The 14,788-nt window shown below is 65.5% G+C and carries 9 protein-coding genes; 1 reads left to right on the plus strand and 8 read right to left on the minus strand.

Annotated features, from left to right (window positions below; translation table 11 throughout):
- Nucleotides 1-74: 74 nt before the first annotated feature.
- The 8 genes from ACN2C8_RS08590 to ACN2C8_RS08625 form a co-directional block, all read right to left on the minus strand.
- Entirely contained in the window at nucleotides 75-2,336 is a 2,262-nt protein-coding gene (locus ACN2C8_RS08590) for a DEAD/DEAH box helicase (protein WP_419255473.1), read from the minus strand.
- A 294-nt stretch (nucleotides 2,337-2,630) separates the two neighbouring features.
- Nucleotides 2,631-3,065 (minus strand): hypothetical protein, encoded by a 435-nt coding sequence (locus ACN2C8_RS08595; RefSeq protein WP_419255475.1) that lies wholly within the window; start codon nucleotides 3,063-3,065, stop codon nucleotides 2,631-2,633.
- 313 nt (nucleotides 3,066-3,378) lie between these two features.
- A complete protein-coding gene (gene parE / locus ACN2C8_RS08600; protein WP_419255477.1) occupies nucleotides 3,379-5,472 on the minus strand; it encodes a DNA topoisomerase IV subunit B in 2,094 nt (697 codons plus the stop codon).
- Between the two features lie 139 nt (nucleotides 5,473-5,611).
- Nucleotides 5,612-6,979, minus strand: coding sequence for an amidohydrolase family protein (locus ACN2C8_RS08605; RefSeq protein ID WP_419255479.1), 1,368 nt, complete (start codon nucleotides 6,977-6,979; stop codon nucleotides 5,612-5,614).
- Nucleotides 6,979-8,448 carry an amidohydrolase gene (locus ACN2C8_RS08610; RefSeq protein ID WP_419255481.1) on the minus strand — a complete coding sequence of 490 codons (1,470 nt, stop codon included), beginning with the start codon at nucleotides 8,446-8,448 and terminating at the stop codon, nucleotides 6,979-6,981. The genes ACN2C8_RS08605 and ACN2C8_RS08610 overlap by 1 nt, the downstream gene beginning before the upstream one ends.
- 270 nt (nucleotides 8,449-8,718) lie before the next feature.
- The gene (locus tag ACN2C8_RS08615) at nucleotides 8,719-10,902 is read right to left on the minus strand and encodes a TonB-dependent receptor (protein WP_419255483.1); all 2,184 of its coding nucleotides are present in this window, start codon (nucleotides 10,900-10,902) and stop codon (nucleotides 8,719-8,721) included.
- Nucleotides 10,903-11,205: 303 nt separating this feature from the next.
- Nucleotides 11,206-12,615 carry a type I glutamate--ammonia ligase gene (glnA, locus tag ACN2C8_RS08620; RefSeq protein WP_419255485.1) on the minus strand — a complete coding sequence of 470 codons (1,410 nt, stop codon included), beginning with the start codon at nucleotides 12,613-12,615 and terminating at the stop codon, nucleotides 11,206-11,208.
- Between the two features lie 44 nt (nucleotides 12,616-12,659).
- Complete coding sequence (locus ACN2C8_RS08625) at nucleotides 12,660-12,998, minus strand: P-II family nitrogen regulator (protein WP_035046431.1); 339 nt, start codon at nucleotides 12,996-12,998, stop codon at nucleotides 12,660-12,662.
- Between the two features lie 236 nt (nucleotides 12,999-13,234).
- On the opposite strand from ACN2C8_RS08625, the gene ACN2C8_RS08630 reads away from it, so the two are divergent.
- A complete protein-coding gene (locus ACN2C8_RS08630; RefSeq protein ID WP_419255487.1) occupies nucleotides 13,235-14,785 on the plus strand; it encodes an acetyl-CoA acetyltransferase in 1,551 nt (516 codons plus the stop codon).
- Nucleotides 14,786-14,788 lie beyond the last annotated feature (3 nt).

Here is a 14,788-nt window from a genome sequence, read left to right on the forward strand (position 1 = left end):
GTGCCAACAGAACTTCCCCCTCCGTCCGCTCCGCGGACACCTCCCCCGCTAGGGGGAGGATTTTCAATCCATAACTACTTCTTCTTGAAGGGCTTACCGGCCGGCTTGCCGCCTTCGAAGCTCTTGGCCTTGAAGGGCTTGGGGCCCTTGAACGGCTTGGCCGGACCCTCGCCGCGCGGCTTGGGCGTGTAGGTGGTCTGTGGGCCCGAAGCCTTTTCGCCGAACGCCTTGGGTGCGCCGAACGCCTTGGGCGCGCCAGCGGTGCGGGGCTTGAAGTCGCGCTTGGGACCGTCATCGCGGCCTTCGGTGCGCGGCTTGTAGGCGCGCTTGGCGCCGCCTTCGGACTCGGCCGGCGAATAGGGACGCGGCGCATCATCACGCGGCGGGCGCGGCTTGAAGTCGCGCGGAGCGTCGTCGCGCTTGAACTCGGTGCGCGGCTTGAAGTCACGCGGCGCGGCGTTGTCGCGAGCCCCAGAGTCGCGGGGAGGACGGGCCTTGTAGTCGCCCTTGGGCTCCTCGCCCTTGCCGTAAGGCTTGGCGGTGCTGAAGCCGTCATCGCTGTAGGTCGAGGGACGCGGGGTGTGGTCGCGCGAGCCCGGCGCATTGGCGCGCGGGGCGCGAGGCGCGTCGTCGTCGCGGGGGGCACGCGGGGCGTACTCCTTGCGCGGACCGCTGTCGCGCGCGGCCGGAGCCGCCGTCGGGGTGATGGCGACGTCGTCACGAACGGTGGCCTGCACCGCTGCGCCGAACTTTACCGCGGCTTCGGCCGAGATCTCGAACTTGGTGTCGTAGTCGAAGATCCGGATCGAGCCGATATCCTTCTTGGTCACGTGACCCAGGCGGCAGATCAGCGGGATCAGCCACTTGGGGTCGGCGTTGTTGCGACGGCCGGTGTTGAGGCGGAACCACTCGGCGCCGTTCATGTCGCTGCGCGGCTCGCGCTCGGGACGGTCACCACCAAAGTCGCGGTCATTGCCGAATTCACGCGGCTCGCGGCTGCGCGGGCCCGGATCGGCGCCGTGGCGCGGGTCGTCATAGATTTCTTCGGGGGCCGGCAGCTTGGCGCGGCGGGTGCGGATCAGCGCCGAGGCCAGTTCCAGCGGCGTGCGCTTCTCCAGCATCACTTCGGCCAGGGCCGCGTCTTCCTCGGTCGAGACCTCGGAGAAGATCGGATCGTCCAGCAGGCGCTCGGTGTCCTTGACGCGGATCTCGTCGGCGGTCGGGGCGCCGCCCCAATGGCCTTCGACGCCGGCGGCCATCAGCAGCTGCTCGGCCTTGCGACGACGGGTGTAGGGCACGACCAGGGCGCTGACGCCCTTCTTGCCGGCCCGGCCGGTGCGGCCCGAACGGTGCAGTAGGGTGGCCTTGTTGACCGGCAGTTCGGCGTGGATGACCAGGCCGAGGTCGGGCAGGTCGAGACCGCGTGCGGCGACGTCGGTGGCGACGCAGACGCGGGCGTGGCCGTCGCGCAGGGCTTGCAGGGCGTCGGCGCGTTCACGTTGCGACAGCTCGCCCGAGAGGCCGACCACGGCGAAGCCGCGCTCGCGCAGCTTGGAGTGCATGGCGCGGACGCTTTCGCGGGTGTTGCAGAACACCAGGGCGCCGGGGCTTTCGAAATAGCGCAGCAGGTTGACGATCGCGTGCTCGATCTCGTTGGGCGCGACCCGCACGGCGCGATACTCGATATCGCGGTGCGGTTCGTTGCGGCCGACGGTGTCGATGCGCAGGGCGTCGTTCTGATAGCTCTTGGCCAGTTGCACGATCTCGCGCGCCAGGGTGGCCGAGAACAGCAGGGTGCGGCGCTCGGCCGGGGCGGCGTCGAGGATGAATTCAAGGTCTTCGCGGAAGCCCATGTCCAGCATCTCGTCGGCCTCGTCGAGGACAGCGACCTTCAGCTCAGACAGGTCCAGGTGGCCGCGCTCGATGTGGTCGCGCAGACGACCGGGGGTGCCGACGACGATGTGAGCGCCCCAGTTCAGGGCCCGCTGCTCGCGGCGCGCATCCATGCCGCCAACGCAGTTGACGACCACGGCGCCGGCGTCGGCGTACAGCCAAGTCAGCTCGCGATTGACCTGGATGGCCAGTTCGCGGGTCGGGGCGATGACCAGGCACATCGGCGGGCCGGCCTTGGAGAACTTTTCGGCGTCGCCCAGCAGGGTGGTCGCGGCAGCCAGGCCAAAGGCCACGGTCTTGCCCGAGCCGGTCTGGGCGCTGACCAGAAGGTCGCGGCCGACGGCTTCGTCTTCCAGGACAGCAGCCTGGACGGGGGTGGGCTCAGCATAACCCTGAGCAGCTAGTGCCCGCTCAAGAGCGGGGTGGGAGGCGGGGAAGGGCATATAGGTCCAATTCGGTTCAAGCGGACGGCACACACACACGTGCGGCCCGCGCCACGACCAAATACGACCCCCAAATGGACCGTGTTCTTGGTCTTATCTCGTGAAATATAGACCCTTTTGGCCGCCTTGCCGATGAGGCGCGGGCGAAAAGGGGTCTGCGGGCCGCTTTAGGAGGCTAAATTGGTCGGGATTGCAAGGGCAGCCCGGAGATTCCCACCGGGTGCGGCGGATTCGCCGCAGGGGCGCGGGCAGGGCGCGAGACCTGAAGCGAACCGCCCCGCGCCCTTTCGACGTCTATTCTGCGGCGGCCAAGCCGTGCGAGCGCGGCTTGGCCAGTTCGCGGCAGACCACGGCCGAGAAGGTCGCGAGCAGGCCCAGGACCATCAGGAACAGCATTTCAGCCAACCCCGGCGCCAGCACCGTCAGCGACGGAACGACCGGACTGTTGGCGATCCCGACGGCGCCGGCCAGCAGGGTGAACAGGGCGGCCGCACCCGCCAGCAGCGGCGCGCCCTTGGCCAGGGCCGACAGGGCGGCCGGACGGCGCAGGACCAGCAGGACGGGCGCGGCGACGATGGCGGCCGCCAGCAGCAGGATGATCAGTTGCACCGGCGCGGCGGCGTTGCCGAAGACGTCGCCCACGGACAGGCGGTTGGCGGCGGGGGCTGCGAACGCGGGCGTGGCGAGCAGCAGCGGCGCGGCGGCGGCTGAAAGAATGACAAGGCGCATGGATATCTCCGTTGGTTTACGATCGTAAGATCAATGGAGAATTACGCCAGTAAACTTTCGAGTCAACTGCGGCGCATCGGGCCGGCGGACGGCCAGTCCTGGGCAAGCCGCGACGGTCAGTGATGCGACCACGGGGATGGGAATCGCGCCGACCCCGGATGGGCACGATCCTGCTCCCCATGCGGGAGAAGGTGGCGCGCAGCGCCGGATAAGGGGTCGATAGACCTATCGGCAGCGGCGCACGGCATTGCCAGACAAGGCTTTCAGGCCGGCGCGACCTTGTAGCGGCTCCCCCAAAGGGGGAGGATCTAGATCAAACGTCCAGATCCGCCACCGCGAACTCGGCGTTCTCCTGGATGAACCGGAACCGTAGCTCGGGCTTGCGGCCCATCAGGGTCTCGACCAGCGACTCTACCGCTTCTTCCGAACGCGGCAGGGTTACCCGGGCCAGCGTGCGGACGGCGGGGTCCATGGTGGTTTCCTTCAACTGAGCGGCCATCATCTCGCCAAGGCCCTTGAAGCGGCCGATCTCGGGCTTCTTGTTCTTGAAGGCGGTGGCCAGCAGCTCGTCCTTGTGGGCGTCATCGCGGGCATAGACGGTCTTGCCGCCGTGGCTGATGCGGTACAGCGGCGGCAAGGCCAGGAACAGGTGCCCGCCCCGGATAAGCTCGGGCATGGTGCGGTAGAAGAAGGTGATCAGCAGCGAGGCGATGTGGGCGCCGTCGACATCGGCGTCTGTCATGATGATGATCCGCTCGTAGCGCAGATCTTCCTCGCGATACTTGGCGCCGCCATGCACCCCGAGGGCCAGCATCAGGTCGGAGAGCTCCTTGTTGGCGCTCATTTTCTCGCCGGTGGCCGAGGCGACATTGAGGATCTTGCCACGCAGGGGCAGGATCGCCTGGTTCTTGCGGTTGCGGGCCTGTTTGGCCGACCCGCCGGCGCTGTCGCCTTCGACGATGAACAGCTCGGCGCCGTCAACCGCGCCGCCGGCGCAATCGGCCAGCTTGCCGGGCAGGCGCAGCTTGCGGGTCGCCGAGGCGCGGGACACTTCCTTGTCCTTGCGGCGCTTGAGGCGTTCCTCGGCGCGCTCGACGACGAAGTCGAGCAGGGCCTGGGCGCTCTTGGGCGAGGCGGTCAGCCAGTGGTCGAACGGATCGCGCAGGGCGGCTTCCACGAAGCGCTGGGCTTCGGAGGAGGACAGTTTCTCCTTGGTCTGGCCCTGGAATTCCGGATTGCGGATGAACACCGAGATCAAGGCGCCGGCCTGGGCGATGACGTCGTCGGCGGTGATGATCGCCGCCCGCTTCTCGCCCTTGAGCTCGGCATAGGCCTTGAGGCCCCGGGTCAGGGCGGCGCGCAGGCCGCTCTCATGGGTGCCGCCTTCGGGGGTGGGCACGGTGTTGCAGTAGGACTGCATGAAGCCGTCGTGCTCGCCGAAACCACGCGGGGTCCAGGCGATGGCCCATTCGACCGCGCCGGCCTCGCCCTGGCGCTCGATGCGGCCGGCGAAGCTCTCGGGGGTAACGGTTTCAAGGCCCTTGGTGCGCTCGGCCAGAAAGTCGGCCAGGCCATTGGGGAAGTGGAAGACGGCCTCGGCGGGGGTCTGGTCCTGAATCCGTTCGGCGGCGCAGGACCATTTGATCTGCACGCCGCGAAACAGATAGGCCTTGGAGCGGGCCATGCGGTACAGGCGCGCCGGCTTGAAATTGGTGCCTTCGCCGAAGATCTCGTCGTCGGGCTTGAAGCGCACCATGGTGCCGCGCTTCTTGCTGGGGCCGATCTTCTCGACCGGACCCAGCGGCTTGCCGCGCGAAAAGGACTGCAGGTGCTCGAAGCCGTCCCGCCAGACGGTGACCTCGACCAGTTCCGACAGGGCGTTGACGACGGAGGCGCCGACACCGTGCAGGCCGCCCGAGGTCTCATAGGCCTTGCCGCTGAACTTACCGCCGGCGTGCAGGACGGTCATGATGACCTCCAGCGCCGACTTGCCCGGATGCTTGGGGTGCGGGTCGACCGGCATGCCCCGGCCGTCGTCCTTGACCGACAGGAAGCCGTCGGCGTCCAGCTTGACCTCGATGGTCTTGGCGAAGCCGGCTACGGCCTCGTCCATCGAATTGTCCAGCACTTCGGCGAACAGGTGGTGCAGGGCCCGCTCATCGGTGCCGCCGATGTACATGCCCGGTCGCTTGCGCACGGGCTCAAGGCCTTCCAGCACCTCAATGTCGCTGGCGGTGTAGCCGCTAGAAGACAGGGCCGGAGCAGGACTGGCCGATGGAGGTGGCGGCGCGGCGGCGCGAGCGGGGGCCTCGACGTGCGGCTCCCGGGCTGGCAGCGGCGCAGCAGGCGGCGGCGACAGAGCGTCGTCGAACAGGGAAAGAGGGGGCAGGTCGTCTTTGGAGGACATTACGGGAACATGCGTCGATTCTGTGGAAGCTCCGTATGGGCTTCCGGGAGTCCCGTGAAAAGAGGCGTGTCGTCGCGGGTGGCGAAATCGTTGGGGAGGGAAGTCCTCCCCCTTTTCAGGGGGAGGACCCTTGAAGTTCCTACCGATAAGCCACCGGCATGCCGTTATCCGGCGCCGCATAGCGGTCGCGCAGCTGGGTCTGGCGGCTGTCCTTCGGCTGCTCGACGCCGGCGATGAACACCTTGTCGGCCCAGCTGGTGGTTTCCAGCGGATCGCCGGTCCACAGGACGATGTCGGCGGCCTTGCCGACTTCGAGCGAGCCGATCTTGCCGTCCATGCCCCAGATCTTTGCGGGGTTCAGCGTCACCGACGCCAGGCCCGCCGCATAGGGCAGGCCGTTGGCCACGGCGAGGCCGGCGTTGAGGCGTTCCTGACGCAGGTTGTTGAAGTCCCGCGCGCCGTTGATCGCCACCATGACGCCGGCGGCGTTGAGCCGGGCGGCGTTGTCGAGGCGCGAGCCCAGGGTCTCGAAGCTGTCGGGCAGGTCGGCCTGGGTGTCGACGATCACGGGAACGCCGGCCCTGGCGATCTCTGCGGCCACGACCCAGCCCTCCTCGGCGCCTTCCAGGATGATCTTGATCTTCTCCTCGGCCGCCAGCTTTAGCGCCAGGCGGATGTCGGAGGCGCGGTGGACGCGGATCAGCAGCGGGGTCTTGCCCTGCACGACCGGAACCAGGGCCTGGAGGTCCAGGCGCGAGAGGCCGTAGTCGCGGGTCGCGCCCTGTTCGAAGGCGGCGCGGTTGCGGGCGAAGGCGCGGGCGTCTTCCAGGGCCGACTTGATCAGCACGATCACGGCGCCGCGCGAACCGCCGGCCGCGCGGGCCCCGGATTCGCCCAGCGAGACCGTGACGGCCAGCCTGGAGGCCTCAACAACATCGGGATCGCCGGCCTGCAGACGGACGAACGCCGCCTGGCCGCCGAACAGGGGCGGATCGCCCGAGCCGGAAGCGCCGGCCGTCATCTCCTCGACGACGCCGTCGTCGGCATGCTCGTGAGCGCCGCCGCCGGTTCCCGACAGCACGGGCGTCACGGCCGAGGCGGTAACGCCGCCGTCGCGGGCCAAGCCGATCATCGGCGAGGCCGGATTGACGCTGTAGGCGATGTCGAAGGCCGCCGACAGCGCCGTGCCGGTGCCGTCGTCGCGGGTCTCCTTGACGCCGCCGATCTCGGAGGCGGTCAGGTTGGACGAGGGCGCGATCAGGCCGGGGGTAACAACCCCGCCCTTGGCGTCAATGACGGTCGCCCCGGCCGGAACTGCGAGCCCGGCGCCTAGAGCGACGATCTTGCCGTCACGCAGAACGATCGTGCCCGAGGCAATCGCCGGTCCGCTGATCGGCTCAAGCCGCGCGTTCGTTATGGCGATGGTCCCCGAAGCGAGGGTTTGGGCTGTGGCCGGAGCGGCGAGGGCGGCGAAAGCGGCGCCCGTCAGGAGGAAGGACCGGATCATCAGTTGAACGCTCCCTGGCCGGTTTGGCCAAGCTCGAAGTCGGACTTGGGCTGGTAGCGGGGATCATGACGATCATAGGTCAGCGCGCCGTCGACATAGACCTTCTCGGCCTGGGCGTAGACGCTGAACGGATCGCGGCTCCAAAGCACCAGGTCGGCGGCCTTGCCGGGTTCGATCGCGCCGGTCTTGTCACCGATGCCCATGGCCTTGGCCGGATTGGCGGTGATCCACTTGATTGCCTCGGCGCGTGTGATGCCGTAGCCTAGACGGTTGCCGGCCGTCATGGCGATGGCCGCTTCCTGGTTCAGGCGCTGGGTCATGATCGGATCGTCGGAGTGGATAACGACGCAGGCGCCGGCCTTCCAGAGGATGGCGGCATTGGCGTCGATACCGTCCAGGCTCTCCATCTTGAAGCCGGTCCACGAGGCCCAAGTGGCCGAGCAGATGTCTTCCTTGGCCAACAGAGCGCCGACCTTGTAGGACTCGATGGCGTGGTGGAACATCGTGATCTTGTAGCCAAACTCCCTGGCGATATCGATCATTACCGCCATCTCGTCGCCGCGATAGCAGTGGTTCTGGACCAGAATCTCGCCCTTCAGCACGCCCGCCAGGGTTTCCAGCTTGAGGTCGCGCTTGGGAGCGTCGGCCTTCTCGCCCTTGTCCTTCTTGCCGCGATAGTCGTCCCATTTGCGGGCGTAGTCGGCGGCGTCGATCCAGGCCGCGCGGAAGCCGGCCACGTTGCCCATCGCTGTCGCCGGCGAGCGGCTCTTGCCGCCGTAAACGCGCTTGGGGTTCTCGCCGCAGGCCATCTTCAGGCCGTAGGGAGCGCCCGGAAACTTCATGCCCTGCATGGTGGTTGAAGGCACATTCTTCAGCGTCACCGAACGACCGCCAAACAGGTTGGCCGAGCCGGGAAGAACCAGCATCGTGGTCACGCCGCCGGCCCGCGCCCGGTTGAAGCCGGGATCCTGCGGCCAGACGGAATGCTCGGACCAGACCTGTGCGGTATTGGGATCGGTCGCTTCGTTGCCATCCGACCTGGCCTGGACGCCGGGCGAGGGATAGACGCCCAGGTGGCTGTGGGCGTCGATGATGCCGGGGGTCAGCCATTTGCCCTTGGCGTCGATGACCGCGACATCGGCCGGGATCGGCGTTTCGGCGCCGCCGACCGAGACGATCTTGCCGCCGGAGACAAACACAACGCCGTTCTCGATCTGCTGGCCGGTCGCCGTCAGCACCGTCGCGCCGACGATCGCCGTGGGCCGCGAGGGCAGGGGCATGTAGGTCGAGGGGAAGCCCGTAGAGGTCGAACCGTCCAGCCCCTTGGGCAACGGCTTGTTCTCGACCTTTTCGGCGGGCTTGGCCGTCGTTCCGCCGGGCTTGGCGCCGGCCCCGCTGGTGGTCGCGCAGGCCGAAAGACCCAGCGCGAGCAAGCTTACGGCCGCAGCCGTGTGACGCCATCCCATCATGAAAAACCCCGACTCCCGAACAGGCGGGCAGGACAGACGAAAAAAACTCGCCAAGCAAGAGAGGCGGCGCACCCTATTGCCCGAACCGCGAAAATTGTCTGTCGTCGGACGCGGGCAGCGTAATCATGCGCTGGCTTCGACGAGCATGACGGGCTTCGAACAATGCCTGGAGACCCTGACCGTCGTCGGCATCGACCGTCTTAGGTCCTGACCACGAAAAAGGGCCGCGGATTGCTCCGCGGCCCTCGTCGTTCCCAATGAAGGGATCGATTACATCTTCACGTTCAGCGACACGCCGATGACGCGCGGTTCGTTGACGAAGGCGGTGTTGTTATTGAAGTCGATCGCGCCCTTGAGGTTGTCCTCGTCGGTGATGTTGCGGGCAAAGAGCGCAGCTTCCCAAGAGCCATCCAGCTTGGCATAGCCGAGCTTCAGGCCGCCTTCGAAGTCGCCCTCGCTGTAGAACTCCTTGGATTCGTAGAGGAAGAAGTTCGTCATGCCCTGCACCTTCCAGTCGGTGTAGGCGAAGAATTCGCCGTCCGCGCCGAACGGCACGCTGTAACGGGCCGTGACGTCAAAGGTGTATTCCGGAGCATTGGGGAACGGGTTCCCGTTGATCAGGGCCTGCCCCTTCGCGTTCAGCGGATCAGTGACCGTGCACTGGGCGCACGTGGCCGTCGCCAGGGTCGCGTCCTTGATTTCCGTCTTGGCGTAGCTGTAGCCAGCCGTCAGGACGAGGTTTTCGGTGACGACAAACTCGCCGTCCAGTTCGATGCCATAGGCTTCGCCCTTCTTGGCGTTGATCAGGCGATTGGAGTTGGAGCCACCGCCAACAGCGCTGAACTGCGGATCATCGATCGTGTAGGTGAACAGCGCGCCGTTCAGACGGACGCGGCGGTCCATCAGTTCGCTCTTCAGGCCGACTTCATACGACATGATGGTTTCGGACTGGGCGACCGAGGCCGGCGCGAAGAAAGCGATGTCGCGGCCCTGGATCGACGGACCCCGGAAGCCCGAGGCGACCTTGCCGTAGACGCTGACATTCTCTGCGACGTCGTAAAACGCGCTGAGGTCCCAGCTGACCTTCTCGTCGGAAACCGACAACGGCGCGACGGGATTGGGGCCGGAAATGACCCGCATGTCCTTTTCATCGCTGGTGTAGCGCAGGCCGCCGGTCAGGGTGAAGGCTTCGGTGACATCATATGAGGCCTGGCCGAACACGGCCCACGACTTGTTGTTCTGCTCCAGCGTGGTCACCGGGGCAAAACCCGGATCGGTGCGGATCTGATAGCTGGAGTCGAAGTAGAAGCCGCCGACCTGCCAGGTCAGCGGGCCATCGGTGTCGCTGGCCAGGCGCAGTTCCTGAGTGATCTGGTCCAGTTGCTTGATGCCATCGGTGCTCTCCGAGGGGAACGGGATGAAGCCCGGGCCCGTCAGGTTGCCGCCGTCGATATCGCCACGGCTTGAACCATGGGTCTCTTCGTAGGCGGTGATCGAGGTCAGGGTGACGTCACCGAAATCGTAGCCGATGTTGGCCGAAGTGCCCCAGCCCTTGTACTTCTGGGGGTTCCCCGCGCCGGCGTCGAAATAGACCGTCTTGCGATCATAGTTGGCGTTGAGCTTGTTGGAGCCCTTGGTCAAGACGTTGGCGCGGAACGTGGCCGACGTGCCGTCGAGGTCGCGGCCGTGCACGTTGAACAGGGCCGAGAGCGCCTCGGTCGGCGTGAACAGCACCTGCAGGCGCGCCGCCTTTTCGTCGAAGCCGCCCAGGGCGTCCTTTTTCTTCGTGAAGGCGTTGTTGATGTAGTCGTCGCGATGCTGGACCAGCACCGAAGCGCGCGCCGCCACCTTGCCTGGAACCAGCGCCCCACCGAAGCCGCCGTCGAGGGTCATGGTGTTGAAGCTGCCGTAGGAGACCGCCGCGCGGCCCTTGGCGTCTTCGCTCGGCTTGATGGAGCCAAACTTGACAATGCCGGCCGTGGTGTTGCGGCCAAACAGCGTGCCTTGGGGGCCCCGCAGGACTTCGACTTGCTCGATGTCGTAAATCGGCGAGCTCTTCAGCACCACGTTTTCAAGCACCACGTCGTCCTGGATGATCGAGACCGGCTGCGAGGCGGCCAGGTCGAAATCAGCGTTGCCCAGACCGCGGATGTAGAAACGCGGTGCGGCGCGGCCGTTGGAGGATTCAGCGTACAGGCCTGGAGCCTTGGCCGAGAGGGCCAGGATGTCGTCGCCGGCGGCGAAGGTCGATTGCAGGCGCTCGCCAGCAAGGGCGGTTACCGAAACCGGCACGTCCTGCAGGTTTTCGCTGCGCTTCTGGGCGGTGACGATCACTTCGCCGACTTGGGTTTCCTGGGCCAGGACGGCCGGGGCGGTGCCGATGGCCATGCTGAGCGCGGCGAAACCGCAAGACAGGCGCAGAGCGCGGCGAAGGAGGTGGCTGGAGGTGTGCATGGAGAGATCCTGTGCTGACCAAGCTTCGTGACGCCGACTCTGTCGGAGGGCGTTCACGTCGCTTCCGTGTGCGGTGCGTTAAGCCCAGTTGACGCTTCAGCGATATCGTTCGCTACGGGATTTCGCGCGCTTCAGGCGGTTTAAGTCGGTTCTGTTGCGGAGTTGCGACAATTTTGTTCAGTTGGCGCCCCTAAGTAAGAAATCATTCCCAAGTTCGCGGCGTAGCTGGCGTCATCAAGCCCAAAAGAAAAGGGCCGGAGATTTCTCCCCGGCCCCGATTCCCAGTCCTAACCTCAGTCTAGCCTAGCACTTGTAGTACATGTCGAATTCAACCGGGTGCGGGTGCAGCTGCAGACGCATCACCTCTTCCATCTTCAGCTCGATATAGCTGTCGATGAAGTCGTCATCCATGACGCCGCCGGCCTTCAGGAAGGCGCGGTCCTTGTCGAGGTTCTCGAGAGCTTCACGGAGCGAACCGCACACTTCCGGGATCTTCTTCTGCTCGCGCGGGGGCAGGTCGTAGAGGTTCTTGTCGGCGGGCGCGCCCGGATCGATCTTGTTGTTGATGCCGTCCAGGCCGGCCATCAGCAGCGCCACAAAGGTCAGATAGGGGTTGCCCATCGGGTCGGGGAAGCGGGCTTCCAGACGCTTGGCCTTCGGCGAATCGACGTGCGGGATGCGGATCGAGGCCGACCGGTTGCGGGCCGAATAGGCCAGTTTCACGGGGGCTTCGTAGCCGGGGACCAGGCGCTTGTACGAGTTCGTCGTGGAGTTCGAGAACGCGTTGATCGCCTTGGCGTGCTTGATGATGCCGCCGATGTACCACAGGCACATGTCCGACAGGCCGGCGTACTTGTCGCCTGCGAACAGCGGCTTGCCGTCCTGCCAGATCGACTGGTGCACGTGCATGCCCGAGCCGTTGTCGCCAAACATCGGCTTGGCCATGAAAGTCGCCGTCTTGCCATAGGCGTGCGCCACGTTGTGGATCACGTACTTATAGAGCTGCAGGCGGTCGGCCATGATGACCATGGTGTCGAACTTCAGGCCGAGCTCGTGCTGGGCGGGCGCCACTTCGTGGTGGTGCTTTTCCGGCTTCATGCCCAGCTCGCCCATGACGGCCAGCATTTCGCCGCGCAGATCTTGAGCGGAGTCGATCGGGTTGACTGGGAAGTAGCCGCCCTTCGGACCCGGGCGGTGACCCATATTGCCTTCGGCATAGGTCTTGGCCGAGTTGCCCGGCAGTTCGACGGAGTCGAACGAATAGCCGGTGCTGTTGGGCTGGGTGTCCCACTTCACATCGTCGAAGATGAAGAACTCGGCTTCAGGGCCGAAGTACACGGTGTCGCCGATACCCGAAGCCTTGACGTAGTTCAGGGCCGCCTTGGCGATCGAACGGGGATCGCGGTTGTAGGGGGTGCCGGTGTCAGGGTTCACCACATCGCAGAACAGCGCCAGGGTCGTCTGCTGATAGAACGGGTCGATGATCGCGGTCGTCAGGTCGGGACGCAGCTTCATGTCCGACTCGTTGATGGCCTTCCAGCCGGCGATCGACGAGCCGTCGAACATGGTGCCGTCGTTGAGGAAGTCGTCATCGACCAGATCGATGTCAAACGTGACGTGCTGCATCTTGCCGCGAACGTCGGTGAAGCGAACGTCAACGTATTTGACGTCCTTTTCCTTGATCAGGTTCAGGATTTCCTTGGCGGTGCTCATTCCGTATCCCCTTCTTGAGCCTCGTAATATTTGACCGTTCGCGGCTAGACGGCCGCGGGGCCGCTTTCTCCGGTTCGGATGCGGATGACTTCCGCGATCTCCGAGACGAAAATCTTGCCGTCGCCGATGCGCCCGGTGCGCGCGGCGCGGGTGATGGCCTCCAGCGCGGGTTCCAGTTGGCTGTCCTCGACGACCACCTCCACCTTGATCTTGGGGAGGAAGTCCACGACGTACTCAGCGCCGCGATAGAGCTCGGTATGGCCCTTCTGGCGACCATAGCCTTTCGCTTCAAGCACGGTCATGCCCTGAACGCCCATCTCCTGGAGCGCCTCCTTCACCTCATCCAGCTTGAACGGCTTGATGATGGCTTCGATCTTCTTCATCGGTTCCACTTTCGGGCCCGCAGGCGCGCCGCGCCTTTGATGAGCGGCACGGATCACGCCGCCCGGGGGACTCGCAAGCTTTCGAAGGTCGGAAAGGGGCTCGCCGATGACGGATCGAGAGTGATGATCAAATTTTATGCATCACGAGCACGAAAATTGATCAGTGCAGGTTTGTTGACCAAATGGCCTTGCGGAGCGCCGTTTCACCCCTAGGATCGCCCCCAACAATCGTTTGAATGGGGGCGAACATGCGCGACGACACACCGGTTTTGATCGGCGCTGGCCAGTTCACCTACCGCGGAAAAATCGAAAACTCGCCGTCACCACTCGAACTGCTGAAGATTGCAGCGGAGCGTGCTGTTGAGGATGCAGGGCTCTTGGGGTCGGTTCTTGCCGAACTCGACGCGTTGGCGGTCATCGCTTTCAGTATCGACGCGCCGGGCGGGCTTTCGAAGCTTCCCTTGCCGCGCCTTGCCAATCCTCCCGCGAGCCTGGCCAGGGCGTTGGGCGCCGCGCCGGCATGGAGCGTTTATACAGAGACCGGCGGCAACAGCCCTCAGCAGGCGGTCAATGTCGTCTGCGAGCGGATCGCCAAGGGCGAGGCCGAAATGGCCCTGGTGACGGGAGCCGAGTTTCTCGGCTCTCTGATGAAGCGTCTGAAGGGCGGCTTGGGGTTCGAAGGCTGGGGCGATGACATCACCGAGCCACCGGCTCGCATCGGCGATCCTCGTCCCGGCGTTACGCCGCAGGAGGCCGCGCACGGCCTGGGCTATCCCGTCAACACCTATCCATTGTTCGAGAACGCGTTGCGCGCCCGCGACGGCCGGTCTCTGGAAGACCATCAGGCCCGGCTCGGACGCCTGTTCTCACCGTTCAGCAAGGTCGCGGCCGGCAATCCCAAGGCCTGGTTCCCGGTCGAGCGATCACCGGAGGAGCTGATGACGGTCACCGATCGCAACCGGATGATCAGCTTTCCCTATCCCAAGTACCTGAACGCCATCATGGAGGTGGACCAATCGGCCGCCGTGCTGATCTGCAGCGTCAGCAAGGCGCGCGAACTGGGCGTGTCAGAAGACAAGTGGGTCTATCTGCACGGCTGCGCCGACGCCGCCGATCTCTGGTACCCGATGGACCGCCAGGATTTTCATTCCAGTCCAGCCATTCGCCTGACCGGTGAGCGCGCCTTCGCGATGGCGGGTATCGGCCTGTCCGACATCGATATCATTGACCTTTATTCCTGCTTCCCGTCCGCCGTTGAGGTGGCGGCCGAAGAGCTGGGCCTGGCGCTGGATGATCCACGCGGCCTGACCGTCACCGGCGGCCTGCCTTATTTCGGAGGGCCGGGAAACAACTACGCCCTGCATTCCATCGCCGAGATGATGGGGCGACTCAGAGCCCAGCCCGGCGCCTACGGGCTCTGCACCGCCAATGGCTGGTTCCTGACCAAACAGTCGGTCGGCATCTATTCGACAAGACCTGTCGAGGGAGACTGGGTGCGCGAGGCGCCCTCCAGGATTCAGGACCGGATCGACGCGCTGCCGCATCCCGACATCGTCGAACACCCGACCGGGCCGGCGGTGATCGAGACCTATACCGTGGTCCACGCCCGCGAAGGCGTCCGCATGGGCATCGTGATTGGCCGGGACTCTGCCGGCCGACGCTTCGTGGCCCACACGCCCGAGGATCCCGAGACCCTGCTGGATCTCCAGGCCCGAGAAGGCGTGGGCAGAACGGGCGTCGTCGGTCCTCACCCCGACGGTGTTCGCAACCTTTTTGTTCCGGATTGAACC

Source organism: Caulobacter sp. ErkDOM-C (assembly GCF_048541825.1).
Taxonomy (GTDB): domain Bacteria; phylum Pseudomonadota; class Alphaproteobacteria; order Caulobacterales; family Caulobacteraceae; genus Caulobacter.